The organism is Secundilactobacillus pentosiphilus (assembly GCF_002217985.1).
Classification (GTDB): domain Bacteria; phylum Bacillota; class Bacilli; order Lactobacillales; family Lactobacillaceae; genus Secundilactobacillus; species Secundilactobacillus pentosiphilus.
This window is the reverse complement of sequence record NZ_BCMI01000004.1, coordinates 117,468-143,472: the sequence shown is the minus strand read 5'-3', so window position 1 is coordinate 143,472 and position 26,005 is coordinate 117,468. Positions and strand designations below refer to the sequence as shown.

General features: G+C 45.8%; 22 protein-coding genes. 10 read left to right on the top strand and 12 right to left on the bottom strand.

All coding sequences use genetic code 11. The features are described from left to right. The first annotated feature begins 15 nt into the window (after window positions 1–15). From CES81_RS03260 to CES81_RS03250, 3 genes are all read left to right on the top strand, one after another. The gene (locus tag CES81_RS03260) at window positions 16–570 is read left to right on the top strand and encodes a cysteine hydrolase family protein (protein ID WP_089120661.1); all 555 of its coding nucleotides are present in this window, start codon (window positions 16–18) and stop codon (window positions 568–570) included. A 14-nt stretch (window positions 571–584) separates the two neighbouring features. Further along, on the top strand, window positions 585–1,055 hold the full coding sequence (gene greA, locus CES81_RS03255; RefSeq protein WP_089120660.1) for a transcription elongation factor GreA: 471 nt from the start codon (window positions 585–587) through the stop codon (window positions 1,053–1,055). A 200-nt stretch (window positions 1,056–1,255) separates the two neighbouring features. Continuing rightward, window positions 1,256–2,236, top strand: a complete 981-nt coding sequence (locus tag CES81_RS03250) for an NADP-dependent oxidoreductase (protein ID WP_225356338.1) — start codon at window positions 1,256–1,258, stop codon at window positions 2,234–2,236. A 114-nt stretch (window positions 2,237–2,350) separates the two neighbouring features. On the opposite strand, the gene CES81_RS03245 is transcribed toward CES81_RS03250, so the two are convergent. From CES81_RS03245 to CES81_RS03225, 5 genes are all read right to left on the bottom strand, one after another. After that, window positions 2,351–3,127 carry an acetoin reductase gene (locus CES81_RS03245; RefSeq protein ID WP_089089639.1) on the bottom strand — a complete coding sequence of 259 codons (777 nt, stop codon included), beginning with the start codon at window positions 3,125–3,127 and terminating at the stop codon, window positions 2,351–2,353. 264 nt (window positions 3,128–3,391) lie between these two features. Further along, window positions 3,392–4,045 (bottom strand): ABC transporter permease, encoded by a 654-nt coding sequence (locus CES81_RS03240; protein WP_089089638.1) that lies wholly within the window; start codon window positions 4,043–4,045, stop codon window positions 3,392–3,394. Beyond that, window positions 4,046–4,978, bottom strand: coding sequence for an osmoprotectant ABC transporter substrate-binding protein (locus tag CES81_RS03235; RefSeq protein WP_089120658.1), 933 nt, complete (start codon window positions 4,976–4,978; stop codon window positions 4,046–4,048). 11 nt (window positions 4,979–4,989) lie between these two features. Further along, the gene (locus tag CES81_RS03230) at window positions 4,990–5,619 is read right to left on the bottom strand and encodes an ABC transporter permease (protein WP_089089636.1); all 630 of its coding nucleotides are present in this window, start codon (window positions 5,617–5,619) and stop codon (window positions 4,990–4,992) included. Beyond that, window positions 5,616–6,809, bottom strand: a complete 1,194-nt coding sequence (locus CES81_RS03225) for a betaine/proline/choline family ABC transporter ATP-binding protein (RefSeq protein ID WP_089089635.1) — start codon at window positions 6,807–6,809, stop codon at window positions 5,616–5,618. The genes CES81_RS03230 and CES81_RS03225 overlap by 4 nt, the downstream gene beginning before the upstream one ends. A gap of 241 nt (window positions 6,810–7,050) precedes the next feature. Here CES81_RS03225 and CES81_RS03220 point away from each other — a divergent pair, with 241 nt between their 5' ends. The 3 genes from CES81_RS03220 (at window position 7,051) to CES81_RS03210 (ending at window position 10,194) form a co-directional block, all read left to right on the top strand. Beyond that, window positions 7,051–7,458, top strand: coding sequence for an Ohr family peroxiredoxin (locus tag CES81_RS03220; RefSeq protein ID WP_089120657.1), 408 nt, complete (start codon window positions 7,051–7,053; stop codon window positions 7,456–7,458). Window positions 7,459–8,065: 607 nt separating this feature from the next. After that, window positions 8,066–9,526: a sugar porter family MFS transporter gene (locus CES81_RS03215; protein ID WP_089120656.1), complete on the top strand. Its 1,461-nt coding sequence runs from the start codon at window positions 8,066–8,068 to the stop codon at window positions 9,524–9,526. Window positions 9,527–9,783: 257 nt separating this feature from the next. Next, window positions 9,784–10,194 (top strand): aggregation-promoting factor C-terminal-like domain-containing protein, encoded by a 411-nt coding sequence (locus CES81_RS03210; protein WP_089120655.1) that lies wholly within the window; start codon window positions 9,784–9,786, stop codon window positions 10,192–10,194. 66 nt (window positions 10,195–10,260) lie between these two features. Here the strand turns inward: CES81_RS03210 and CES81_RS03205 are convergent, their stop codons facing one another. Beyond that, window positions 10,261–11,016, bottom strand: coding sequence for an ion channel (locus tag CES81_RS03205; RefSeq protein WP_089120654.1), 756 nt, complete (start codon window positions 11,014–11,016; stop codon window positions 10,261–10,263). Continuing rightward, window positions 11,016–11,708 carry a matrixin family metalloprotease gene (locus CES81_RS03200; protein ID WP_225356336.1) on the bottom strand — a complete coding sequence of 231 codons (693 nt, stop codon included), beginning with the start codon at window positions 11,706–11,708 and terminating at the stop codon, window positions 11,016–11,018. Before CES81_RS03200 ends, CES81_RS03205 begins: the two co-directional genes overlap by 1 nt. Window positions 11,709–12,124: 416 nt before the next feature. On the opposite strand from CES81_RS03200, the gene CES81_RS03195 reads away from it, so the two are divergent. Then, window positions 12,125–12,985: a hypothetical protein gene (locus tag CES81_RS03195; RefSeq protein WP_089120653.1), complete on the top strand. Its 861-nt coding sequence runs from the start codon at window positions 12,125–12,127 to the stop codon at window positions 12,983–12,985. 115 nt (window positions 12,986–13,100) lie between these two features. On the opposite strand, the gene CES81_RS03190 is transcribed toward CES81_RS03195, so the two are convergent. The 3 genes from CES81_RS03190 to CES81_RS03180 all read right to left on the bottom strand — a co-directional run bounded on the left by CES81_RS03190 (window position 13,101) and on the right by CES81_RS03180 (window position 20,865). Beyond that, complete coding sequence (locus CES81_RS03190; protein WP_089120652.1) at window positions 13,101–13,667, bottom strand: DNA-3-methyladenine glycosylase I; 567 nt, start codon at window positions 13,665–13,667, stop codon at window positions 13,101–13,103. Window positions 13,668–13,685: 18 nt separating this feature from the next. Further along, window positions 13,686–14,510, bottom strand: coding sequence for a TIM barrel protein (locus tag CES81_RS03185; RefSeq protein WP_089120651.1), 825 nt, complete (start codon window positions 14,508–14,510; stop codon window positions 13,686–13,688). Between the two features lie 115 nt (window positions 14,511–14,625). Then, window positions 14,626–20,865: an MBG domain-containing protein gene (locus CES81_RS03180; protein WP_089120650.1), complete on the bottom strand. Its 6,240-nt coding sequence runs from the start codon at window positions 20,863–20,865 to the stop codon at window positions 14,626–14,628. A 658-nt stretch (window positions 20,866–21,523) separates the two neighbouring features. On the opposite strand from CES81_RS03180, the gene CES81_RS03175 reads away from it, so the two are divergent. The 3 genes from CES81_RS03175 to CES81_RS03165 all read left to right on the top strand — a co-directional run bounded on the left by CES81_RS03175 (window position 21,524) and on the right by CES81_RS03165 (window position 24,323). Next, window positions 21,524–22,519: an alpha/beta hydrolase gene (locus tag CES81_RS03175; protein ID WP_089120649.1), complete on the top strand. Its 996-nt coding sequence runs from the start codon at window positions 21,524–21,526 to the stop codon at window positions 22,517–22,519. A 5-nt stretch (window positions 22,520–22,524) separates the two neighbouring features. Continuing rightward, entirely contained in the window at window positions 22,525–23,700 is a 1,176-nt protein-coding gene (locus CES81_RS03170; RefSeq protein ID WP_089120648.1) for a TcaA second domain-containing protein, read from the top strand. 191 nt (window positions 23,701–23,891) lie between these two features. Next, window positions 23,892–24,323: a MarR family winged helix-turn-helix transcriptional regulator gene (locus CES81_RS03165; protein WP_089089376.1), complete on the top strand. Its 432-nt coding sequence runs from the start codon at window positions 23,892–23,894 to the stop codon at window positions 24,321–24,323. 227 nt (window positions 24,324–24,550) lie between these two features. On the opposite strand, the gene CES81_RS03160 is transcribed toward CES81_RS03165, so the two are convergent. After that, window positions 24,551–25,171, bottom strand: a complete 621-nt coding sequence (locus tag CES81_RS03160; protein ID WP_089120646.1) for an FMN-dependent NADH-azoreductase — start codon at window positions 25,169–25,171, stop codon at window positions 24,551–24,553. A 139-nt stretch (window positions 25,172–25,310) separates the two neighbouring features. Further along, on the bottom strand, window positions 25,311–25,961 hold the full coding sequence (locus CES81_RS03155; protein WP_180949706.1) for a sugar O-acetyltransferase: 651 nt from the start codon (window positions 25,959–25,961) through the stop codon (window positions 25,311–25,313). Window positions 25,962–26,005 lie beyond the last annotated feature (44 nt).

The following is a 26,005-nucleotide window of genomic DNA, read 5'->3' as shown; positions in this document are numbered from 1 at the left end:
CTCGGAGGCAATGAAATGGCAGCAAACGAAGCGTTACTCATTATTGATTATACGAACGATTTTGTCCATGATGACGGTGCCCTCACCTGCGGTAAACCCGGACAGGTCTTGGAACCGGCAATCATTAAACTTGCAAACCAGTTCGAAGCCGATGGCAGCTGGGTGATTTTGCCCACTGACGTCCACAAGCCAAACGATCCGTTCCATCCCGAAACCAAGCTGTTTCCACCGCATAATGTCCGTGGTACGTGGGGACGCGAGTTTTACGGCCAGCTTAAGCCCTGGTTTGAAGCCCATCGAAATGACGAAAAAGTCTACATGTATGACAAAACCCGCTACAGTGCATTTGCAGGCACTGATTTAGACATCCGTCTGCGTGAACGCCACGTTGATACCGTTCATCTAGTAGGCGTCTGCACCGATATTTGCGTCCTTCATACCGCGGTGGATGCCTATAACTTAAACTATCATATCGTTGTCCATAAGGACGGTGTCGCCGCATTGACCCCTGCTGGTCAAGACTGGGCGCTAGGCCATTTCGAACACGTCCTTGGCGCAAAAATTGAGTAGAAAAGAGTTTTTGTATGGAACCATACTTTAATAAAGTTACCCAGGCCGGCTATGACAAAATTGCCGCTGAAATCGAAGCCGCTAAAAAGGAACGGCCCGGCCGAATCAAGGCCCTTTCAGATGCGCGGGCGCTGGGTGATTTATCCGAAAATGCCGAATACAGTGCCGCCAAACGTGACCTGCGCCATCTAGAAAGCCGCTTACGCTATTTAAAAAAACAGCTACGCTATGCGCAGGTGTACGAACCCGCTGATAACACGGTGATTGAAATCGGCAAAAGCGTGACCCTGCAATTCCAAGATGACCAATCTGAAGAAACCTTTGAATTAGTCGGCAATCCGGAGGCTGATATTGAACACAATAAGATTTCACTCTCGTCGCCGATCGGGCAGGCACTGCTGAACCACACTGTAGACGACATTGTCACGATCAGTTCACCGAATGGCAGTTATCAGGTAAAAATTCTGTCCGTTCGAAAGACGTAGGTTTTTACGCAAAGCCTGGCATATACCAGAATTGAAATAAAAAAGCTTGCTCCGGCGTACTTTGCCGGGGTATTTTTTAGGTTAAGTGGTTTCCTAGCTGTAAAGCATTGCCAATTATATAAATTCATTTTATTAAATATATTAATAAAACGTTCTTTTGCCTATTATTAAAGCGCTTACAGTGTTAGGATAAGGTTGATGTGAAACATATCACTAACCGAAAGAAGGACTTTAATTTGGAAGCTATTGTTATTAATGAATTTGGTTCAGCAGATGAATTTTACGAAACGGAACTTGATCAACCACAAGTTACCGACGATACCGTGTTGGTTGCCGTTAATGCTTTCAGTATTAACCCGATGGACGTGGCGGCACGCCTGGGTATGCTGCCGTCACAATTTTCAAGCAATTGGAAATTCCCATTAGTTTTAGGCTGGGATTTTGCCGGTACGGTCGCTAAGATCGGTAAAAACGTTACCGATTACCAAGTCGGGGATCGCGTCTTTGGCAGTCTTCCTAATGATCATGCAGATAATAACGGCTCTTACGGCAGTTACGTCGTCGCTGCACCCGAAACCATGGCCAAAATTCCTGCTGGTCTATCCTTTGATCAAGCCGCTGCTTTACCAATCGCTGGCGGCACCGCCTATCAAGCCATTGTTGAAAATCTGAAGGTTAAAGCAAATGACACCGTCTTAATTCAGGGCGGTGCCGGCGGTGTTGGTTTATTTGCGGTTCAAATTGCCAAAGCTCAAGGTGCTAAAGTCATTGCTTCTGCCAGTCCATCGCATCATGAGTTACTGAAACAACTGGGTGCAGATCAAGTCATCGACTATCACCAGCACGCAGTCGCTAAGTCGATTAAAAACGTTGACGCCGTATTTGATACTGCTGGTGATATTGAAGATGGTCTAGCAGCGTTAAAAGCGGGTGGCAAGCTCGTCACAGTTGGCGGTCAGCCCACTTCAGAACAACTGAATTCAACGGATAAAAACGTCGCTTTTCAATTTACCCACGCTACGACACCGATTTACGATAGCCTCGCCAAATTAGCTATTGCGGGTCAGCTTCAAATAAAGCTGCGAACCTTGCCCCGGTCAGCCGACAACGTCATCGACGCTCATAAAACCGTTGAAGGCCACCACATGACTGGCAAATTTGTGATTCACGTGAAGAACTAAACCTAGGTACATGATCAGGTGTCAAAATAATAGCTAAATAAAGACGGGCACCAGCTCTTCTAACAAGAGCACTGGTACCCGCCTTTTTTATTTTAAATGAAGTTAATGCTTGGTTTAACGGTATACAAGGCCACCATCGACCATGATTGCTTGACCAGTAATGTAGTCAGCTTTTTCACTAGCTAAGAAGGATACTAAGTTAGCAACGTCAGCTGGCGTTTCGCCACGGCCTAAAGCAATGCCGTCAAGGTAAGCTTTGATCGATTCACCAGGGGCAACGTTGTGTAACTCACCCATTTCAGCATCAATCTGATCCCACATTGGTGTCAATACGATACCTGGGCAGTAGGCGTTAACGGTGATCTTGTCTTGAGCCAATTCTTTAGCAGCAGCCTGAGTAATCCCACGAATGGCAAATTTCGTTGCTGAGTAAGCACCCAACAGTTCAAAGCCTTCGTGGCCGGCAATTGATGACGCATTGATGATCTTACCAGGGGTACCCTGCTTCTTAAATTGAGCGGCAGCGGCTTGAATACCAAAGAAGGTCCCTTTAACGTTAATGTCCAAAAGACGGTCTAAATCTTCTTCTTCAGTGTTGCAAACTTGCGCAACATGGGCGATGCCAGCATTGTTGACGAAAACGTCCAGTTGGCCAAGTTCTGAGACAGTTTTTGCAACGGCATCAATAACTTGCTTCTTGTACTGAACATCTGCTTCGATCGCAATGGCTTTGCCACCGTCAGCGTTGATGTTGTCAGCTACCTTTTGAACCTTATCCAAATGACGGCCAGCAAGTGATACTGCGAACCCGTCCTTTGCAAGTTGTAAGGCGATACCTTCGCCGATACCTTGACCGGCACCCGTAATTAAAGCGACTTTTTGATTTGCCATGATTAACTTCAGCTCCTATCTGTTATGTGTTTCACAATTTAAGAGTTTACCCGGATAATTGCTTTATGTCAATCTTTTTAGTAGATTTTAAGTTTAAATTCTGGTGGATATTAATCACGCATGTGATATGTTGAATAATATGTTAGCCCTTTCATTGGCGTATTAGCAGTCAAAATAAAGCAGCAGTCTGATTACTTTTTGTAACCAAACTGCTGCTTTATTTTTGTTTATTCGAGCATTACCAAACAGAGACTGCTTTCGCACCTACGCTGCCTTCGGTGCCACCCTTTTTTCCACCCAACCTAAGACTAAGTCAAGCAAAATGGCCATCAGCGCCGTCGGTAAAGCACCTGCTAAGATAATGGCCGTCCCATTCGTTGCGTTGGTCCCACGAATGATGATGTCCCCTAAACCACCGGCGCCCACGAAGGTACCGATAGCGGTAATCCCAATCGCTAGGACCAGTGCGTTTCTCAAACCAGCCATAATCATCGACAGCGACAACGGAATTTCAACCAGCCGTAAAAGCTGTATCCGCGTCATACCCATGCCAGTTCCAGCGTCTAATAACGTGGGATCCACGTTTCGCATGCCGGCATCCGTATTTTTAATGATTGGCAGCAATGAGTACAAAAACACCGTCACAATGACAGTATTCACTCCCAAGCCCAGACCAATCATGATGATCGACAGCATCGCCAAAGACGGTACGGTCTGAATGACGTTCGCAATTCCAATAACAGTCCCATTCAAGCGCGTATGGTGAGCAATGAAAATACCGATCGGGATACCAACGATTGCTGCTAAGATCACGCCATATGCCGAAATCAAGAAGTGACGGGTAAACTGCGCTAGAACATATTGGCCGTTATGACTGTAATAGTAAATCAGCTGTTCCCAAAGATTCAGTTGCGTCATTTAGTTGCCACTCCCTTCAAAGTAATGGTGTTGCTCCAGATACTGCTTAGCAACTACTTCTGGCTCCATCAAGTCGTTATCAACTTTATAGTTAAGCTTCTGCATGGTCTTCAAACTAATTTTGCCGCTTAACTTACCAATAACCGGTTTCAACTCGGGGTGTGCCTTAAGGATCTGATTAGTTGCAACCGCACTTGCAGTATACGGCGGGAAGAAGTGTTTATCATCCCGCAGCATCTTCAAGTGATAACTGCCTACACGGCCATCCGTCGAATACCCTAAAATGGCATCCATCTTATCGGCAGCAACCGCATCATAGACCAACCCAATCTGCATGGGGTGAACCGCACCAAACTTGTAACCATACGTTTTCTGGAAGCCATCGTAGCCATCGCCCTTCCGGTTTAGCCAGATTTGATCGATACCAACGTTCATCTTGCCGGCAACTGGTTTAAGGTCGCTGACATTATTCAGGTGATAGCGTTTAGCGGTTTTTTGAGTCACCATCCAAACATACGTATCCGCGAAACCGTATGATTTAAAGTACGTCATATGGTATTGGTTTTTAAAATGCGTCTCAACTGTCCGAGTTGCTCTTTTTGGATTACGGTCAACGGGTTTCCCCATAATCGTGGTTAAGTCAGACCCAACGTAGCGAATAGCAGAAATATCAGCCTGATGATTTTTCAGTGCGTTAAACGAGACGTTTGCCGAACCTAGATTATTAATAATCGTCGTATGCAATTTCGTATCATGCTGAATCATATCTTGTAACATATAAGACATGATCTGCTGTTCAGTAGTATTTTGCGACGCAATTCGAATCGTATCGCTGCCAGTCCCAGCCAATCCTGGGAAGCCGCAGCCGGCTAGGCCAATGGTACAAAGTAAGGAGAAGCCCAGCATGATTAGCCATCTTTTGATGTTTTTCATGGTTTCCCCTCCTATTCTTCTGATGTCCGCGGTGTTAGCACCGTTTCAACTTTACCTAAGAGCCAGTCAACGACCAGTGCCAAAATAATCACTGGGATTGAACCACCAAGAATCAAATCAGTCCGATAAAGGTTCAAGCCATTAAAAATAAAGTCACCAAGACCGCCAGCACCAATGTATGAGGCTAACGCTGCCCAAGCAATGACATAGGTTGCCGAAAGCCGAATCCCGGACATAATCACCGGTGCAGCTAACGGCACCTCAACTTTAATGATCGATTGCCAGGGCGTCATCCCCATGCCTTTCGCAGCATCCTTCAACGAGGGATCTACATCACTCATGCCAATATAAGTGTTCCGTAAAATTGGCAGTAAGGAGTAAATGAACAGCGCAATGATCGCTGGTTTAACCCCAATACCAAAGATGGGGATCATGAAAGCCAGCAGTGCAAGCGCCGGAATTGTCTGCAGCATACTAGCAATCGAGATCACAATGTTTGCCGTTCTTTTCGTCCGTGTGAGCGCAATACCTAAGGGTACCGCAAAAACGACCCCTAAGCCGAGTGAAATTCCCGAGATGTAAACATGCTGCCAGGTTTTCCCTAACAGGGATAAACCGTAAACGGCTAAGAAATGCATCATTTGGCATCACCACCTTGATCAGTGGTTGCTGTCGCAGCTTTGGTGTCCTCGCTATCACTCTTTTTGTCGTCTTCACCCCAAAGCGCATCGTACACAATATCAACTAATGCTGCCCGGGTCACGATACCAACTAGTTTTTTATCTTTATCAACAACGGGAATGTTCTTAAAACCACGCTTTAAAATCCGTTCAACCGTATCACGAACTAATGAATCGGATTTAACGTAGAACACATCGTTGTGCATCACGTCGCCAACACTGGTGGCCGTCTTAAAGTTATAATCGATATCTTCAATATCTAAATAACCCTTTAACGTACCGCCGTCATCCGTTACCAGCAGTGAATCAACCCGTCGATCATGCATGGACTTCAAAGCTTCTTTCAACAGTCTATCTGGTGTAATCGAAGCGACGTTAGTTAACATGACTTGGCCAACGGTTGTAATACTTGGACGAGCTTGAATCAGACGGTCCTTGCCAATCAGGTTTTCAACGAATTCATTGGCAGGATGCTGCAAAATTTCGTCTGGGGAAGCCACCTGCATAATTTTACCGCCATCCATCACAACGATTTTAGTGGCTAGGTTTAAAGCTTCATCCATATCATGGGTCACAAAAATGATCGTTTTACCCAAACGCTCCTGCAGGTCTTTAATCAAATCCTGCAATGACTCACGGGTAATTGGATCCAAAGCACCATAGGGTTCGTCCATTAAAATAATGTCTTGGTCAGCTGCCAATGCCCGGACAACACCAATTCGCTGTTGCTGCCCGCCAGAGAGTTCAGAAGGATAACGATCCAAGAACTCCTCTGGTAAATCGACCAGTTTGATCATTTCCTTGGCCCGTTCATCCATTTTATCCTGCGGCCACTTAAGTAAGCGTGGCACGAGGGTAATATTTTGGCGGATCGTCATGTGCGGCATCAGCCCAATATTTTGAATCACGTACCCAATTTTGCGACGCAGCTTAACGGGATCCATCTGACCAATATCTTGGCCGTTGATTTTGATCGTACCAGATGTTTGTTGCAGCATTCGGTTGATCATCCGCATGGTAGTTGTTTTACCAGATCCAGAAGTCCCAATGAAGCAGACAAACTCGCCTTTTTCAACTTCCAGGTTAAAATCCTCCACGGCAACTTTACCACCCGGGTACGTCTTGTTGAGATGTTCCATTGATAAAAACATCGGCTTTATCCCTTCCTCTCTGTATTAATCTCGAATAATTATCTTAAAGGTATTTGGCTTAATTGTATCACTTATGGATTATGACATAAATTTTATGCGCCCTATTCCCTTTAAAAATCAACAGTCCATGGTTAAAAGAACCGCCTTTTTTAAATTAAAGTAAGCGCTTTTATTGCTTTTTAATTAACAGCAGGTATAATTAGATTGTACACAATTTAAATCAGGAAATGAGGTAATTTCAATGGCAAAAAAGCTTTATACCACAACGATGACTAACAAGGGCGGACGTGCAGGTGAAGTATGGTCTAACGACCGCAAATGGGATTTTAAGATTGGTACTCCTGGTGTAGATAAGGATTCAACTAACCCTGAACAATTATTTGCTGCTGGTTTTGCCTCGTGTTTTAATGGTGCTTTAGAGATTGCTTTACAGCAAGCAGGTGTCTCTGGCACGCCAACCGTACGGGCAAAAGTCTCCCTATTTCAAGAGGGCGATGAACCTAACTTCCACATCGGCGTTGATCTATTTGGTCACATTGACGGTTTGGACGAAGCAGAAACTCAAAAGTACATGGCAGTTGCGGAGACCATCTGTCCGTACGCAAAGGCTACCCGCGGTAATATTGATGTGACAATAAACGTTGAATAAGAATGAATCATGAGATTAAACGAACGGGAGGCTTGCCACTTGGCTAAAACACAGCTTAGGCTTAACTTTCGTTCACTCCTTTAATGTAGCCTTAGCCCGCTCCATAACTCAGATTCCGGCCATTTAACACCAAGAGGCGTCCTCCCGATCAAGCCCATCGGAAGGACGCTTCTTGGTGTTAAATTCTGGAGTCTACCGAGTTATGTCACGACTTTTCTTGGTGTCAAATTAGATTAAATTTAAAATGTTTTATTTTAATGACTATCAACTTTATTGTATTTAGTAAAATAATTTTACTTATATAAATACCTTACATATAAACTTATCTTTAATTACATAAACCTATTTTATGTAATTAAAGTGATTTTGTGTGTTCCTCTGAGTTAAACGCACTCAAAATTCCGCCATGAAAGGGCTTGCATTTTAAATCACAGGTGGTTATACTCACTTATGGTTAGTTGCTTCTATAAACCAACTTATTCAAAAACCAACTCACACTGGATTATTTGAATTAGTTGTTTCGTCACTTACGTTTTTTTGTAAGCGGTTACTGCAATTATTATTTCGTTTAATGTAACCCATACTTTTTTGATAGGAGGATCTGTCTATGTCAAACGCAGCTACTAAGCATCACATGCCCATAAGCGTCATCTACTTCTTTGGCGCCTTGGGTGGTTTGCTTTTCGGCTATGATACCGGTGTTATTTCCGGTGCCATGCTGTTTATTGGTCACGAACTAAATATCGCTAACGGTTCATTCCAATATGGGTTTTTGACCGCATCTACTTCAATTGGTGCCGTTTTTGGGGCCTTCTTTATTGGACCGTTATCAGATAGGTTTGGGCGACGTCACTTACTGATTACCGCCGCAATCATCTTCTTCTTTGCTGCTTTAGGATCAGCTTTCTCGCCTGAATACATCGCGTTAGTTTCGTTCCGGTTCTGCTTAGGGATCGCCGTTGGTGCCGCATCATCATTAATTCCTACTTACTTGGCCGAACTTGCACCCGCCGAGAGACGTGGTACTGTCGGGTCTTTGTTCCAATTAATGGTTATGACCGGTATCTTCTTTGCCTACGTCTTTAACGAATGGTTCTCACCACAGGGTGGATTGAACCTTTCTGAAAGTATCAGTTGGCGCTGGATGTTAGGATTAGCAGCCGTACCTGCTGCCATTCTCTGGATCGGTTCCATCTACTTACCTGAATCACCACGATTCCTTGTCAGAAAAAAGGATGAAGCGGGTGCACTTAAAGTTTTGCGTCAGTTTAACCCTGATGAAAACGTCGTTCAAAAAGAATTGAGTGACATTAAGGTTCAAGCTTCTATTCCTTCCGGTGGTTGGAAAGAACTATTCGGCCCAGTCGCTCGTCCCGTTTTAGTTATGGCGGTTGGCTTAGCTATTTTGCAACAAGTTATGGGTTGCAATACCGTTTTGTATTACGCGCCAACCATCTTTATCTCAGCTGGATTCAGTACCCACTTTGCATTACAATCACATATTGTTATCGGTATTTTCAACGTGATTGTGACCGCCGTTGCTGTAAGTATCATGGATAAAGTTAACCGTAAAACGATGCTGATCGGTGGTGCTATTGGGATGGCTGCTTCACTGTTCGCCATGTCAACTGCTATGTTACTGTTACACGCTGGTAACGGGAACCTAGGTTCATGGGTCTGCGTTATCGCATTGACTCTTTACATTGCCTTCTTCTCAGCAACTTGGGGCCCTGTAATGTGGCTGATGATTGGTGAAGCCTTCCCACTGAACATCCGTGGGTTAGGTAACTCATTCGGTGCCGCAGTGAACTGGTTCGCTAACTTCTGTGTTTCCGAAACCTTTACTGTTTTACTGGTTGCCTTCGAACCAAAGGGTGTTGCAAACCCTGAAGGACAAGGTATTGCCCGTCTGTTTATTGTTTATGGCCTGTTCTGTGCGTTTGCTATCTGGTTCGTACACAAGAAGGCAATTGAAACCCGTCACCGTACACTTGAAGACATTGAGTCTGGTCTTCGTGAACGCGCTGCTGCAAAGGGTTATGATCCAGAAACTGGTCAACCAAAGTAATCAGTTTTTGAACACTGTTTGAATTTCCATATTATACAATCACCTTTAAGAGGTTCTAAGCTGTAACAAGCGGCTTAGAACCTCTTTTTACTGTCGAATAAGCCCTAAAACCTACTATTTAAATAAGTAAAAGCTACGAAGATCGATAGTTTTGTCATATAACTTAATCTCCTGGTAATTGTCAGTTAACACAAATGAAACATTTCCCGTGTATTGTGTTCAATAGTGATAAACGAATAAGGGGATTTTTAAAAATTATGTCAAAAGCGAATATAAAAATGAAACTTGCAGCATTCTTACTGATTTTCGGGTTCGCCTTTGGAATGGGAACCGATGTTACATCCAGTATCAATCCACAAACACAGACAACGACAGCACAAGCTTCCAGTCGAGTTTCTGCTAGTCAAGCAAAGAAGATTGCCAAAATTAACGCTGGTTTATCTAAAAACCAAAAAGCAGCTAAGAACTGGATTGCACGTCATGAATCTGGCTACAGTTATACTGCCCGTAACGGAAACTGTTACGGTCGTTACCAATTATTAAGAGCTTATCTTCACGGCAATTACAGCCCAGTTAACCAGGAAAAAGCTGCTAACAGATACGTCAGTGGCCGTTATGGTACTTGGACACACGCTAAGCATTTCTGGCAAGCTCACCACTGGTATTAATCATCAAGTTACACAAAAAGGACTCAGGCACTTCATTCCAAGTGTCTGAGTCCTTTTTGTGTAATCCTATTTTTTTAGTTTATCGACTTTCTTCGACAAGCGTGAAACTTCTCGCGTTAACTGTCTGACTTGTTTCATTAAAGCTTCGTTTTGCTCTTTTTGCTCTTGCTGTGCATCTTCTTGCCCCGTCCGGTCAGTAAAGAAGCCGGTAATCGTGCTGGTCAGTAAGCCAATAAACCCGACACCGCCGATCATCAGCACCGTAGCAATCAATTTTCCCCAGGCTGTCCGCGGCGAATCATCACCATACCCAACGGTCGTCGCCGTGGTGATTGCCCACCACAAGGATTCAGATAGCGTTTGACGTTCAACAATGGAAAAAAACAGCGCACTTAAACAAATGATGACCACACTAATGGTAAACAAGTAAATGAAGCCGGTATCGTACAGAAACCGGTGAAGATCGCGGGTCCACTTTCCGGAGATTCCTAGCCTCCAGAAAACGTGGTGGGTACGAACCATTCGAAAGATCCTGGCCAGCCGAAAAAGTGAAAAGGCCGGGTGCATCGGCAAAATCCCCAATAAGTCAAAGGCGTTATTGATCAAAAACCACTTTCGGTTCTTCGTAAAGACCAGTCTGACAACGTAATCAATGGCAAAGAAAATCAGTAATCCCTGAAAAACGGGTTGGCCGGCAATCCCCACTTTGGCATTTAACATCATCAGAGTCGCTAAGACGCTGGATAAGACGGCTAAAATGGCAATGATAATATGGTAAACGATCAGCCATTTCTCTAGCTGCTGTTTTGGAACCTTGTGCATTATTTCTTCGTCTCCCCCGAACCATAAATCGTTTTCAAGGCGCCAATATCACCAGCTGATAAATTGGTATTGCCCTGGTCTATCGGATACATCACTGAATTACGGTAACGGCTATGATCTAATCCCAGTGCGTGGCCTAGTTCATGAATCGCCACTGATTTTCTAATGGCAGCTGCGGGATAATACACGTTTAAGCCAGCTCGCGCGTGGTTGGCCGTATAAGCATTCCAACCAGTCTGCTGGATGATTTGCGGTCCGCCATGGCCTGACTCGATCATGGTCGTGTTCCCTTCACTCGGCATTCGTTTAGAGTAGACAAAAAAGGTAATCGAATTCTGACGGCCAGTCCCGCTGCCTGGTAACAGTTTGACGATACCGGTTTGGTTATAAGTACTGATTGCATTTTCAAACACGATTTTAGCACCTGCTGAAACGTCTGTATCAAAATGGTAGTAGTACGTTCGTGCTAGCTGACGGTTTTGAACGATTGCTTCGATTGGTGTATCTTGTGAAGAAATCTCCCGCTTCTGTGTCTGTTGCGTCGTCGTTTTAAAATTCGGGTCAATTTGTTCAATGAGTCTTGTCAGCTGACTGCTAAAATTAATGGGCGCCGGTTTTGAATCCACTGCCATCGGGATGAATGCAACAGCTAATCCCAGTGTTACCCACGTTAACCAGCCTTGATATCGCACAACAGACACCTCCTTACAAATTTATTGTTTAGCAATAGACTACTGATTCCAGCCGAAAAGGTCAACTAATCTCACTGAATTACACCAAATTTTAAGTGTTTTGAGACCACGATTACTTTTGCTTCAAAATGTACGTCACAATGCCGCTGCATTTGTGCTTAGCGTAGAAAACGTCACTTTTCCTCACTAACGCGCACTAAGATGGTTTACGTTAAGTAGTAATCTGTTTAACTGAAAATATCTTTAAGCACCCGGGTCTGTCCTGACCTAGGTGCTTTTTATTGCCGCTTCTAGCAATTTAACGGCCAGCCTCAAAATTTGCGGAAAAATTTACTCAATGGCGCTATCTTTTCTAACCTTATGGTACTATAATGTCTTCAATTATTAACGCTTACGTCTACAGGGGGGCAATTCCATTGAAGAAAAACATTTGGCAAAAAACGGTAACGGCAGTTTTAGGGGCAACGCTAATTGGCGGCGTCTTTGTTGAAATTCCTAACGCAGTGACCACCACGCAGGCACAGGCTGCCTCACAGGTGCCATATTCAACTTACGCCAGCGATCTAAGCGGACTGAAGGCTGCGCTAGGAAAAGCTAGTCCATCGGTACAGGGAACAATGGCTTCACAATTAAAAATTGACCCTAAGATGGCTTACACCAATAGTGGTATCGGTTCTTTTGGAACATATTTAGAAGCCCTAGGACAAGACATGCATGAGCGCGGCATTGGCAACGATGATAAAGCCGGTTATCAAGCCGACTTAAACGCCTTGGTAGCCTCATATAACGTCTTTAAATCACGGTTATCAAGTGGCAGCCAAAGTCAGTTTGATTCTTTAAAGACCAGTATCCAGAGCCAAATCGACTCATTAGACCCGAATGTTTGGGGCGCTGTTGATGATCTTAGCGCGTCATTGCAGGGGTACGCCTTCGCCTTAGCCAACTCCCTGGTCGCGGATTATGGTCAAAACTACCACGGTGTGGCAGCTAAACCAAGTACTACTACCAAGAAGAGTTACATTTCCAAACTATCTGTGAAGAAGACTTCGTCCAAGAAATACGTCAAAACAACGGGCAGTGTCAAACTGTATAAATCCGCCAACTATGCCCGGATCCACACTTATAAGGGCAACGCCTACGCTAAGTTAAACAGTAAACACAACTTCAGCAAGACCGTTTACGCGCCCAAGGCCAAAACGGTGAAGGTAACGGTCGGGCATTACAGCCACGGTCACTTCACGTCAGTGACAAGTACTAAGACCGTGCACATTAAGTAATTTTATTAAAATAATTTTCTTCAAGCACTTAGGTCAACGCGGCCTAAGTGCTTTTTTGGATCGCGCACATCAAAAAAGAGCTGATATCAAATCGCTATCAGCTCGAACGTGATCCTTATTTTTTACCTAAATGGTTCACCGTACACTTCGCTAAATGATCATCTAAAATACCCAGTGCCTCCAGCCAAGACTGAACGATCGTCGGCCCCACAAACTTAAAGCCGGCTTTCTTCAGCGCTTTACTGACTTGCTGTGACAACGCCGTTTGAGCGGGAACCTCCGAGGCGGTCTGGTAGCGATTAACCACCGGCCGGCCATCAACGAACGCCCACAGATAAGCGTTCATCGTCTTACCCGCTGCATGCCACTTCACTAGTTGCTGGGCGTTATGGATCGTGTCTTTAATCTTCAGCCGATTACGGATAATGCCGGCATCGTGCATGAGCCGGTCCACATCAGCGTTATCAAACAAAGCAACTTGGTCAACCTTAAAATCAGCAAACGCGGCTTTAAAGCTCTGCCGCTTGTTTAAAATGGTCTGCCAGCTCAACCCGGCCTGCATCATTTCTAACGTCATCAGTTCAAAGGTTTCCCGCTCATCCTTCGTCGGCACGCCCCATTCATAATCATGGTAGTGTGTCATCACTTCATCGGCGTTCTCCGCCCAGTCGCAGCGTGTCATCCGTTTACCTCCAGTTATTCAAGCCTTATTTTGCGTTGCAATTAAGTGGGTCAAATATTGATGACTTGCCCGCATTTCACGGCTGTCATTTTGATCAACTAAATCGATTTCGTAAATATTGGTCGCCTTGGGATTAACGACCTGCATGACGCGTTGCCAATCGATCCTACCCTTTCCTAGCTGCAAACTGTCATGGTGCTGTCCCATGGAATCCACAAAGTGGTAGTGGACCGTTTGCGGCGCCAACCGGGCAATACTTTGGACTAACTTGTCGTTATCGCCATGCAGCACGATAAACCCGTGACTAATGTCATAACATAACCGATAACCGTGTTCAATCACCGTATTTTCAAGGCCGGTATCCCCATAGTCAAAGGCCGGTGACGTGGAGTTTTCAAACATCACGTGCTCACCGCCGATCTTTTGGAAATAATCCAGCCGCGCAAAAATCATTTTTCGGGCGGACTTCAAGTCCCCAAAAGCGTCAATGACCGGCTTTTCTTCTGAATACCCGCCATGAATAAGAACTTGAATATTCAGTTTGATGGCTAACCCGATCAGTGCCTCCGAGCTGCTCATCATAAACTGATAGCCTGCCGGATCCTTTAACGCTGATACCGCCACGTCATTATGATGGTGATCATAAGCCATTGGATGGTGAATGACGATGTGCCTGATTCCTGCCGACTGAACGTACTTGACCATTTCTTCCAAATGAGCCAAGCCGGCTGGTGTCACATCATGCGCATCCGTATAAAATTCAAACACTGATGGGTGGTACTGCAGCCGCTCATCGATTTGCTTTCGTGATGTACTGGCTTTTAAGCCTAAAGTTGGCATCATTTAATCTCACCCCATCTCAATATTATTATAGTCCTTATTCACTTGGAGACAAAAAGCAGATTTGCCAGTTTAAACTGGTAAATCTGCTTTTATCTGCTGACTATAGCGCCAGAAACTATCGGTCCGATCTGCGTTTCTTAACGCCTAACAGTCCCAATAAACTCATGAGTGCTACACCCAGCACGACCAACCATGATGCCTGTTGGTCACTTGTTTGCGGCAATTTATTCTGGGCAGCCGTTTTCTTCGTCTGCGGGTTCATCGCCCGTTGACTCAGTGAACTCGGCTGACCGTTCTGAATAGTTTGTCGCGCAAGTTTTGAAGTAACAGGTTTCACGTTAACTTGCATGACAGCTGGCGCTTTTCTTAACTGATTCTGTTTAGCGTTAATGATGCGTGGCTGCTCACGACTATTCCGTTTAGCATTAACCCCGGTTTGGTTGGTCATCGCCAGCTCAGTACGTGTCGAAGCAGCACTAGTGATCTTTTTAGCCCAATCAAGCTCCTGCTTAAGGACTTTCGCCATGGTCTGGTTAGGCCCGCCGTTCAGTTGCAAATCACGGAAAACTGGTTCGTCCACCGCTTCTTTATGCTGCTGCTCGTCCAAGAGCTGATTCTGAGCCGGCTCAACTGGCTCGGAAGGGGTGACAATCACTGGTTGCGGCAGAATTTGATAACTATTTGCAATCGTTTTGATCTCATAATTCGGGTTCAGCTTCGGATCAGCAGTAACGCTGATCAAATGAGGGCCAACGTTGCCGTTATCACCGTAGTTCAGTTGATAAACCACCTGGTCACCGTTGACCGGCTTGCCAGATACCTCACCGGCAGCTGGACCTGAATACGGTTTACCGTCTGCCACTTTTGATAACCCGCTTGGTGCGGTAATGGTAACCGGTGCTTGGGTAATCAGTAAGCGGCCCGGCTTGATGTCTGCTGCACTGATTGCGTAATTCGGGTTGACCGCCTGCAGCGCCGTTAGGCCAAGCTGGCTCAGCGTCACAGCGTAGCTTCCCGCCGCCTCACTCGTATTTTGACGTTCAAAATCACCCGCAGTCCACACCGGTGCGGTCAGCTGACTCGGCAGCGTTACCTGATAAGCGGTTGGATCAACCGTTTTGCCATTATAAACCTTCGTCTGATCACCAACTTGAATCAATCCCAGGTCAGCATCCTTCAAGGGCAATGGCTTAATATTCAAGACACCGGGTTTAACCGTGCCCAAGACAGGTGTCACCACATAGTTGGGATTAGCTGCCTGCAATTTTTTCCAGCCGGCTGTGCTCAAGTTTACGGTGTAGGTGCCTACCGCACCAGCCATATTGGAGCTGACAAAATCGGCAGGTGTCCACTGTGGCTGATTAAGGGAAGCACCGGAAATCGTGACCGGGTAAGCTGCTTGATCACTAGCTGGCTGCTGCCCGTATACACGAGACGTTGCGTCAATGGCGATACGGAACTGAGCCTGGGCTGGTGAAATAACAAACAGCCCAGCTTGCACGTTACTGGCATCAAACGAATAGTTAGGGTTGGCCTGCTGCAGCTTTTTTAGCCCGCTATCACTTAACGTCACTTGATAACGACCGACATCTTGCTTGATCATGCTGGTGTCAAAATCGCTGGCCTCTAAATTAGCTGGCACTTTAAAACCAGCAAACTGACTGGGTGCAAAAACGTTGAAGGTCGTCGGATCCATTTCTGGCTGATCGTCATAGGCTTTCGACTTCCCCTGTACCACAATTGCGGTCGGTAACTGCGGATTCCGGGCTGGGTCAGCGGCATTAACTGGTACCAATACTGTATTAGCTGGCGCCGTTGTTAAGGCTTGCGGCACGATCGTAAATGAACCTGCAGCATCGTTAAACGAAACAGCGTAGTTTTGTGCTAACGCGTTGGCGATGGCCGCCTTGCCGCTGTCAGTCAGCCGAACTTGATAAGCGCCAACGTTTTCAGCGGTGTTACCATTAGTCGAATCCGCGGGTACCAGCTCAATTCCGCTTGTCTTCAGTGCGTATCTGGTGCCATCCGGTAACGTGACCGCATACTGTGCGGCATCAATTGGCTGTGCTTCGCCAGTATAAGTTTGAGTGACACTGCCAGTTAGACCCAGTTGGACTTCTTTAAGGTACGTCAGGGGTACGGTGATAGCCGTATCGCTGATTGGCACGTTAATGGCACCATGCTGTTCAAGCTGATAACCCATTTGCGCCAGCTTTGATTCGTCTAGCTGGGTACCGCCAGTTTGTGTCACCTTAATGGGCGTCAAACCAGCAATCAGATTACCGTTGCCATCCACCGGCACGACCGTTACCGTAACTGCTTTAGGTGCGTACTGAATTTGAATCGGTTGAGCTGGAGTTGCTGTATCCGGCACCGTGTAAGCATGAGCAACAACGTTATACCCGGGAACTGAAATGGGCGTGATTGCCGCACCTGCGAACCCAGTAGCAGTAACCGTCGCTAAATTAGCGATCGGCTGATTATTCGTATCCACCGCCTGCATCGTGTAACTGACCTGCTTTTGGTAAGTCACTTTAAACTGCTGAACACCGCTTGCAGACGTGTCAGCAGTAACGGTAACCGGCCTTTGCGTCGTTACGAAACCTAAGCTCGTGTAATCTGGTAGATCAAGAATCGTGCCCGGCTTAGCAAAGCCGTCTATCGTTTCGATACCTGGTACGCCCGTAATGGGCTGGTCATTCGTGTCTACCGGTACTAACTGATATGCCATTAACGAGCTGTCACGAGAATAGTTCACTGTAATTGGCGTGTTATTGGTGGCATCAGTCGCATTCTGAGCTGTAAACGTGCCTGCAATAACGGTTGCATCCGGCGTAAAGCCCCTTAAAACCGGTGAAGTCTGCGTATAAGACCCGCCAACTATACCGGGAAGCGTTACTGATTTAAGAATCGTCGCGTTGGCACCCAGATAATTGATCGTCACGGTTGCGGGCTTGCCAGTGTATTTAATGGTATACATATTAGCAGCGTTGTCCATCGAATAGACACCGCTAATTGCTGGTAAATCGGGTGTATAGCCCGGAATACTTTCAGCGTTGAATTTAAACTGATCCCCGTAGTTTCCGGTCAGCGTTTGTGTTGGATAGTGACTGGCCGTCGCTGCATCCAAGCCCGCATACTGAACCATGATCGTGACGGCAACTGGCCGATACGTCACGGTATAGGTCATATTCTGATTGCCGTACGTTCCCATAATGACTGGGGTATCGGCAGTGTATCCAAGGATCGTTGGCGATATGATCGCATAAACTTCGCCGATTTTACCCGTTACTTTTTGTGCAGGCAGCGTTTGGCCTTCCGGCAAGCGGTAATTGACAATAACCGTTTGAATTTGGGAGCGATATTTAACCTGAAAATGATTGTCGCCGGGCGTGATCACTAAAGCTGGCTGCCCAGCAACGTCATCGTAGCCCACAGCACTGAAATCAGGCGCGGCAACCACACTGTTAGTCTTCGCAACACCGCTAAGTTGGCCTAAGCCAGCAATCGCGTTGCCGTTCTCATCGACGGGTGTAATCGTGTACGCATTATTATTTGCTGCGTACGTAATGGTCAAGTTAGAACTGCCCTGATTACTGTACGTTCCCGTCAAAATACTTTTATCGGGGGTATAGCCCGCAATCACCGGTGCACTGATTTGATAAGTACCATCCGTCACTCCGGTTTGGGTGATCGCGGGTAACTCAGTTGGTAACCCAGCAAAATTAACCGTCACTGCTGACGGGTTGGCCGTATACCTGACGTTAATAACTGGTGTTTCATCCGCCACAGCTGGTACCGTTTCATGGTTCGGCTGAGCCGTATAGCCAGCGTAACTCGGGTAAATGATTGAAGCCCCCGTCTGACCATTAAACTGCTGCGGTGTCAGCGTTAGAATCGGGTTTTGATTCCCGTCGACTGGCTGAACCTTATAATCTTTAGTATCGGCCTTATAGTTAACGACGAAATGACCATTCAAGGCAGTATCAGGGCCAAAAGCCCCCGTAATCGTCGACTGATCCGGTGTGTAACCGGTAACGACTGGCGAGTTGATTTGATAGTTCTCTCCCGTCGTTCCCGAAATATTTTCAGTAGCCGGTGTCAGCTCAGCTGGCAAACCGGCAAACGTCACGGTCACCTGATACTGATTAGCTGCGTAATGCAATTGATAACTATCCTGACCAGCTTGGGTGATCGGCAAAGTTTCAGCTAACGTGTAACCCACGTAAGTGGGTTCGGTGAGCTTTTGACCCGTGATACTGGTTGTACGCGTTACTGGCAGCGACGAGATTGCCTTACCGGTATCATCAACTGGGATAATCACGTAAGTGTTACTGCTGGGCGTATAGTGCACGCTTAAATTCGTTGCGCCGTTGGTATAAGTTCCCTGAACCGAAGCTAAATCAGCAGTATAACCCGCGATCACTGGTGTTGCGATGTTGTAAGTACTGCCCACCGTTCCCGCTAAACTAACTGCTTTAGGGGGTGTTGGCAGGCCATTATAGGTAACCGTTAAATGCCCCACGTTGATTGCGTAGATCACGTTAACTACACTGCCATCGCTGCCAGGTGCAATGATACTTGTACTAGTCGCTGTGTAGTTGGTCTCCAACGGCGGCTTAACTTGCGCGCCAATCGTCGACGTCATTTGCTGCGGTGCTAAGCCAGGGATTGCTTGTCCCTGCGCGTCCACTGGCTGAATGGTGTAATGGACTTGATTCGTATAGTAAACGTTGATGTTATTGATCTGATTATTTTGAGTGGCCGCGTTCAAGACGTTGTTCGAAACTGAAAGTGAATTAGTCCCCTCACTGGTTACTGCTTCCACAAACTGGTAGCCGTCGATCACTCGCGGCGCGAACGTATTAGTCTTTAAATTTGTCATTTTGTCAATACTGAGGGTATCCCCAACGTTCACGTTGGTGACATCTGGCGCGTGCAGCACCGTGGTCCCCTCTTGACTGAGGTAGTTGATTTGGATCGGCACCGTGTTAACCGTTGCGGTAAAGGCGCTTTGACCCGTTGCGTTCTCAATGATCACCGTTCTTTCATTACTGCCGGTACCGACCGAGCCGACCGCGCCAAATGCCGCAATTGAAACGGATTGATTAAGAGTCACTTGCGGTTTGCTGCCGAATAAAAAACTGCCCAGCCAATTGGAACTACCAGCACCAGCTGCCAGCGACTGAATCAGGTTTTTCCTATCCGGATCGGCAAAACTGCTATACGTTAAAACTCCTGATACCTGGTGATTGCTAACGCCGGTCTGTGGCGCCCAATCTAAAGTGACATACTCGGTCTTGGCGACTTGTTCCCCGAACCAGCCCCATCCTAATGGTGAGTGTGCAGCTGACATCCAAGTCGGGGTATTAGCAGTCAATTGCCCCGTACTATCAGTTTGACGCACGGCTAACTGATTCCACTGCGTATCGCCGTACTTGCTGTCGGGTGATTTATAGCCATCGCGGCCAATAAAGGTCGTATTCGGCTGACCGGCAATGCCAATATCGGCTGTAGGGTCACTACCGGTCCCAACACCTGCGCTCTGCGGATCAACCGGCTGTAAAATAAAGCCTAATCCCCCACCGTCACTGCTGCTGCCATCCTGTGATTCATTTTCGGTCGTAAAGGTCGCGTTGATCGTAAATGGCTTACTGGTATCGATCTGGTTTTTAAAGACCAGTGTTCCGGCGGTGTAAGACTGATTTTTAGGGACTAACGTGACACCCCCATTTGTCATGGTGTTGGTCACATCAGTTGTCGTTATTTGGTTCGTGGTGTGCGATTTAACGCTCTGTTCTGCTTTAAAATTAGCCTGAACGTCACTAGGGCTAGTCAGCGAGACATTGGTTTTATCCGTGGCCGAAATGCTGCCATCGGCGTTTAAGTTAGCTGGATTCGTTTGGTTTAAATTGGCAGTGGTAATTTGACTGCTAGCGGTCGACCCGTTAGCCGTATTTCCAGGATTAACGCTGGCACTATTAGCAGTATTAGTTGTATTAGTAGTATTAATAGAAGCTTTTGGAACTGCCACATCAGAAGTTGAACTGCTCTGAGCAACATCCGTTACCGGCTGATTTAAAGTACCATCCGTTGCACTGTTTTGGGAATTGCCATCGCTGGTGTTACTGGCACTCGCTTGGCCGCCAGCACTATTGTCCACTGGCTTTTCAACCGCAGAATTTTGAGTTGTCGCGGCATCCGCCTTAGCCGTAACAGCCGGTGCAGCCCATAAAGCACCTGAGACTAGAATTATCGTTGCAAATGTCCAGACACCGCCACTCTTGTACATCTTTTTGTGTTCCTTGCGCGCCGTACGTGCTTCATTGAATAATTTTACTTGCCGGTTAGTCATCTATTGTTTGTACCTCCGCTCGTTGACCAATAAAACTAACAATTACAGGTCAATGAGTGCTTGGGACATCACTGCTTTTAAAACCTGTAATAACTGTATTTATCTGTTCTTAGACGAATTAGTTGATCGTCAAATAAGCGCTAGTATTAAAGGATGCTTCATCACCCGTTTTTTACTGAAAAAATGGCCACGAATGATGTTCAGCTAGCGCTGTCATCTATGCTTAATTATCAACTAATTAATAAAATCTTATTTTTGGAATATCATACCACTTATACCATAAAATGCACGTTTGCCAATACCCCAAACTACCTATATTACAGCTTGTTACTCAGAATTATGGGCCTGGTAACGTTACCATCGTTGTGCATCCTGTTTGCAGTTTGATTTAAATGACAATTATTACTTTTAAATTAATTTTGAAATAATACATTGTTATGATTTTGAGTCACGGTGCTGCCCCTTATTCTAATCAGAAAATTTTCTTTGTTGGTATTTTTCTGGTGAAACGCCACCGAAAATAAAGCGTTACCAATCAGTTGTTAGACATTTGTCTACTTTCTTTAACCAGTGCTAAGCTTGTCAGGTTCTCCGTATTTATGTAAGATTATCCTAATATTAATTTTTCATTCTTGACAAGTTATGAGGGGGCTTCGTCATGAAAAAACGGCTCTGGGCAATCGTCATCATCGCCATTGCAATTGTTGGGGTAATTCTTGGCGGTCTGGTTCATTCGTTGAACCCACCGAAAAAACAAACTGTCCAGTCGCATCCAAAACAGCAACGACCACTTAAACCAGCTGATAAAACTAGTCAAACGTCAACTAAAAAACCAGTCACAGCACCACCAGCCCCCAGCCGTGTGGTGTCACGAAGCTTTTTTAGCCCGCAGCTGCATCGCAACTGGCGGTATCGCGTATATCTGCCACGAAACTTCCAGCGGCTGAAAGAACAGGGAACCCGTTTTCCAGTCATTTATATGCTGCATGGGTTATACGGGGACGAAACTAACTTAACTGAACAGGCACATTCCAAAACATACCTGGATCAATTAGTCACACAGGACCATTTGCCAGTAGTCGCTATTTTTCCAGACGGCGGTAATTCTTTCTACTTAAATACCACTAAGGAAAAAATGGAGAACGCGATCGTGGATGATTTAATTCCTCAAACGACCAAAACCTATTCGCTTGCTGGTCAAAATCAACGTGCAGTTGGCGGTATTTCAATGGGCGGCTATGGCGCGGCACGATTAACTTTCCGCCATCCGCAGCTGTTCTCCGTTGACGCGCTCATATCACCAGCCATTTGGCAGAAGGTGCCGCCAACCGTTCAGACCAATCCGCAGGTGGACGCCTTTAAAATTCAAGGTGCCTTCAGTCAAAAGGCGTTTGAACGCGCTCAGCCCAGCCGTTACTTAACCAGCTATTTAGCACGGGCAAAATCACCAGCACACTTTTACATTGAAACCACCGCGCTGGATACTACCGTCCCAATCGCGGACGTTAACCTGTTTACTAAGCAGCTGAGACAGCACAAAATCAAACCGACCTATCAAGTTGACCACTTCGGCAACCATAATTGGCCTTACTGGAATCGTGCGCTGCCCAATGCCTATCGTTACATCTTTAATCAATTTAAATCTCAGGGGTGAGTTAAATGTCAACATGTCCAAATTGCGGGGCCAAAGTGAGTCCCGATGATGTTTTTTGTCAAAACTGCGGTTACCGTCTAAAGCCCGAAACCACCAGTGCAACAGAATCAACGAATAACAACGACATTAATCATGAAACAAATGCCACTTATCAGCCCGCTTCAAAACCGGCCGAACCACTTAAATCAGCTTCCACCGTGACTAAAAAGATCCCTAAGCGGAACAGGAAGCTTAAAAAAGGGTCCCGTAAAAAGAAGCTTTGGATCAGTTTGATCATTTTAGTCATTTTAATCCTAGCGGGCACTTACTTTTATGGTGCCGGCAAGTACAGCAAGTCGCAGCAGGTCAATGACATGATTACTGCCATGCACGACAACGATACTGATACCACGGTTAAATACATGACGTCAACTGATCCCAGCTTAGAGATCAACTCCAAGAGCATCAAGCCATTTATGAACTACTTAAATTCAGACAAGCGTTACCTTGCCGATATGAAAACCAGCCTAATGGACAACGACCAAACTAGCGACGGGACTTTCAAGTTGGTCACGAAGGGACGCCACCTGCTGTTCTTCCCAGCTTATAAATTACAGGTAGTGGCCATGTATCCGACCGTACAAACAAACGTCGACCAGGCGTCAATCAGTCTGAACGGTCTCAACGTGGCCACGGCCAGCAACGATCATTATTCCTATAAAGCGGGTCCGCTTTTCCCTGGCCGCTACACGTTCAAACTGGGCAGTACGGGCTCTGCGACTGACGGTAAATCCGTCACTAAGAACTTAGTTTCCACCCAGTCCAAGAACATCAAGGTCGACTTGTCGACACCGGATTCGACTGACAGTACCGCTTCAACGCAAGACGCCGATACTAACGACGACAGCAACAGCAGCAAGGATTCCAGTGATTCTAATGATTCAACACCAAGTGACAGCAACTACGGCCACTTTGAAGAAGAGTATCACGGCGACGAACAAGCTGGTATTGATGCCATTGCCGATCAGTACGGCTTCGATTACGATGATTACACCTACGTAGTCAGCTGGCCACACAAGGACGTTCTGCAGGTAAAAGCCTACGATAAGGACACCCACGATTACGACAGTACGTATCGTTATGATCAAATTCATGATATCAGCAGTTTATTAAATGAAGATACTGGTAAGTTTGAAGAATAAATTTCTAGGAACAGAATGGATAAAAGCGCTGAGTGATGCATTCTCAGCGCTTTTTACGTTGGTTTAATCATTATCAAAAGTTCAGGTTGCGCCACAAACCAGTCACAAGAGAATAACCAGTAATTGAAATTAATTGATTATTTTGATACACTTTGGTGGTCGGCAACAGGGACATGAGGGGAAGAATAACTATGCTTGTTTTTGATGACTATCCAGTTGGTGCTGCAGCATTGCGCATCGTGAATGCGCATGAATCACTCATTGATAAAGATATCCGCGCTTTAGGCTTGTATCCTGGGCAAGATACCATTCTGATCACCCTTGCCCATAGTGGTCAGCAAGCCCAAAACGCCTTGGCCGAAACCATGCAGGTTGATCATTCAACCGTTGCCAAATCAGTTCGGCGCCTGGTGAACTCTGGCTTGGCTGAAACCGGTAAATCAGAGAAAGACAAACGGGTGACGCTGGTGCAGCTCACCCCGGCTGGCTTAAAATTGGCCAAACAAGTTGAAGCAATTTGTGACGCTGCTGAAAGGCAGTCAATTGAAGGCCTGACTGCTGAAGAACAGGCTATTTTTGTTAAGGTCGCAGATAAGATCTGTGCGAATTTAAAAGCAATGTAAGTTAAAAAATTTGTGACTTGAGTCTATATCAATAAGGATGCCCGTTAATTTTTTGACTAAAACACAGCTTAAAGTGTACTTTAGTTCACTACTGGAAGATAGCCTTAGCCTGCTCCACAACTCAGATTCCGGCCATATAACACCAAAAAGTACGATTCCGATAAAAAACATCGGAATCGTACTTTTTGGTGTTATATTCTGGAATCTATCGAGTTGTGTCACAGCCTTTAGAACTTTAAAGCAACTTCTTTGGCTTTTTTTTGAGCTGCAGCAACGATTTGATCAGCTTGGTCTGGGAAGTGATCCATACCTTCAACGCCGATTTTAGCAAAGCGCTTAGCACCTAAGTATTCAAGTGCGGCCTGTACGTACTGAGTACCCAAGTCTTTACCTTCGTACTTGCCACCAGCCGCTTGGATGTGAACGAATGGCTTACCTGGAATTAGTGCCACATGACCCGTTGCGGTGTACTTGAAAGTTTCACCAACCACAGTGATGGCATCGATCCAGCTCTTTAATTGGGCGGGAATGCTTAAATTCCACATTGGGTTAGCAACGATCAGCTTATCAGCAGCCTTGAATTGTGCCAAGGCCTCGTTATACTGACCCATGGCCTTTTGGACGTCAGCCGGTAAGTCAGTGAAGGCCATTCCATTAGCTAACTGCCCCCAAGCGGCCATCATGCCGCCATCGAGTTCTGGGAAGTTAGTGGCAAAAAGATCTAAGGTTTCGATTTCATCGTCTGGATTCTTTGCTTTATAGATTTCTAGAAAAGTGTCTAACGTCTTGATCGTCCGTGATTTGTCACCGTTGAACGGGTGTGCTTTAATGACTAATACTTTTGACATTTAATTGTCTCCTTTGATGTTAACTAGTTAATATGTGGTTGACCACTTATAACAGTGTACACCGTTCATTCGTGGTCGGCAACCTTTATCGCCTAAAAAAACACTATCTCCATGTGGGTGACAGTGCTTCTTAAATCGGTTATTGATTAAATGACTCATCATCTGAAAGCTTATCAAGGTATTCCTGATTCACCTTCCGCTGCTTGAAGTAGTACTCTCTATCATGTTCGTTGAGCTTACGGGCGACGTGTGCTGGATTGCCATATGCCAGTGAATCACTTGGGATTGACTTAGTGACCACGGCCCCCGCGCCAATCACGCTGTTATCACCAATGGTGACTCCTGGACAAACGGTCACACCCGCCCCGATCCAAACGTTATTGCCAATTTTAACCGGAATCGCGTACTCAGCATGCGCCTGAACCCGTAAGGCGGGATCTAAAGCGTGACCAGCCGTGTAAATTCCGACGTTGGGGGCAATTAAGACGTTGTCGCCAATTTCAATCGGTGCTGGATCAAGCAGCGTCAGACCGTTGTTGGCGAAAAAGTTTTCACCAAGCTTGACGTTGAACCCGTAATCAGTGTGAAACGGTAATTCAATGAAATACTTTTTACCGACTTTCCCAAACATTTCCTTTAAAATCCGGTTACGGTTAGGCAAGTCACGGTAGTTCAAGTGGTTATATTCATACAAGAGGTCCCGGGTCTTCATCCGAATTTCCAGCAATTCAGGTGTCTGGTGATACAGCTCACCATTAATCATATGGTCAAATTCAATATTATCGCTCATAAGTGTGCTCCTTACATAATTTATACGTACCAATATTATACAAC

What these genes read in the sequence shown, in the direction of transcription:
- CES81_RS03165 (WP_089089376.1), top strand. Translation starts at nt 23,892, where the DNA reads ATGCTTGTTTTTGATGACTATCCAGTTGGTGCTGCAGCATTGCGCATC.
- CES81_RS03180 (WP_089120650.1), bottom strand. Translation starts at nt 20,865, where the DNA reads ATGACTAACCGGCAAGTAAAATTATTCAATGAAGCACGTACGGCGCGC.
- CES81_RS03225 (WP_089089635.1), bottom strand. Translation starts at nt 6,809, where the DNA reads ATGTTTTTATCAATGGAACATCTCAACAAGACGTACCCGGGTGGTAAA.
- CES81_RS03260 (WP_089120661.1), top strand. Translation starts at nt 16, where the DNA reads ATGGCAGCAAACGAAGCGTTACTCATTATTGATTATACGAACGATTTT.
- CES81_RS03155 (WP_180949706.1), bottom strand. Translation starts at nt 25,961, where the DNA reads ATGAGCGATAATATTGAATTTGACCATATGATTAATGGTGAGCTGTAT.
- CES81_RS03245 (WP_089089639.1), bottom strand. Translation starts at nt 3,127, where the DNA reads ATGGCAAATCAAAAAGTCGCTTTAATTACGGGTGCCGGTCAAGGTATC.
- CES81_RS03240 (WP_089089638.1), bottom strand. Translation starts at nt 4,045, where the DNA reads ATGACGCAACTGAATCTTTGGGAACAGCTGATTTACTATTACAGTCAT.
- CES81_RS03185 (WP_089120651.1), bottom strand. Translation starts at nt 14,510, where the DNA reads ATGATGCCAACTTTAGGCTTAAAAGCCAGTACATCACGAAAGCAAATC.
- CES81_RS03205 (WP_089120654.1), bottom strand. Translation starts at nt 11,016, where the DNA reads ATGCACAAGGTTCCAAAACAGCAGCTAGAGAAATGGCTGATCGTTTAC.
- greA (WP_089120660.1), top strand. Translation starts at nt 585, where the DNA reads ATGGAACCATACTTTAATAAAGTTACCCAGGCCGGCTATGACAAAATT.
- CES81_RS03235 (WP_089120658.1), bottom strand. Translation starts at nt 4,978, where the DNA reads ATGAAAAACATCAAAAGATGGCTAATCATGCTGGGCTTCTCCTTACTT.
- CES81_RS03230 (WP_089089636.1), bottom strand. Translation starts at nt 5,619, where the DNA reads ATGATGCATTTCTTAGCCGTTTACGGTTTATCCCTGTTAGGGAAAACC.
- CES81_RS03215 (WP_089120656.1), top strand. Translation starts at nt 8,066, where the DNA reads ATGTCAAACGCAGCTACTAAGCATCACATGCCCATAAGCGTCATCTAC.
- CES81_RS03160 (WP_089120646.1), bottom strand. Translation starts at nt 25,171, where the DNA reads ATGTCAAAAGTATTAGTCATTAAAGCACACCCGTTCAACGGTGACAAA.
- CES81_RS03220 (WP_089120657.1), top strand. Translation starts at nt 7,051, where the DNA reads ATGGCAAAAAAGCTTTATACCACAACGATGACTAACAAGGGCGGACGT.
- CES81_RS03190 (WP_089120652.1), bottom strand. Translation starts at nt 13,667, where the DNA reads ATGACACGCTGCGACTGGGCGGAGAACGCCGATGAAGTGATGACACAC.
- CES81_RS03175 (WP_089120649.1), top strand. Translation starts at nt 21,524, where the DNA reads ATGAAAAAACGGCTCTGGGCAATCGTCATCATCGCCATTGCAATTGTT.
- CES81_RS03210 (WP_089120655.1), top strand. Translation starts at nt 9,784, where the DNA reads ATGTCAAAAGCGAATATAAAAATGAAACTTGCAGCATTCTTACTGATT.
- CES81_RS03170 (WP_089120648.1), top strand. Translation starts at nt 22,525, where the DNA reads ATGTCAACATGTCCAAATTGCGGGGCCAAAGTGAGTCCCGATGATGTT.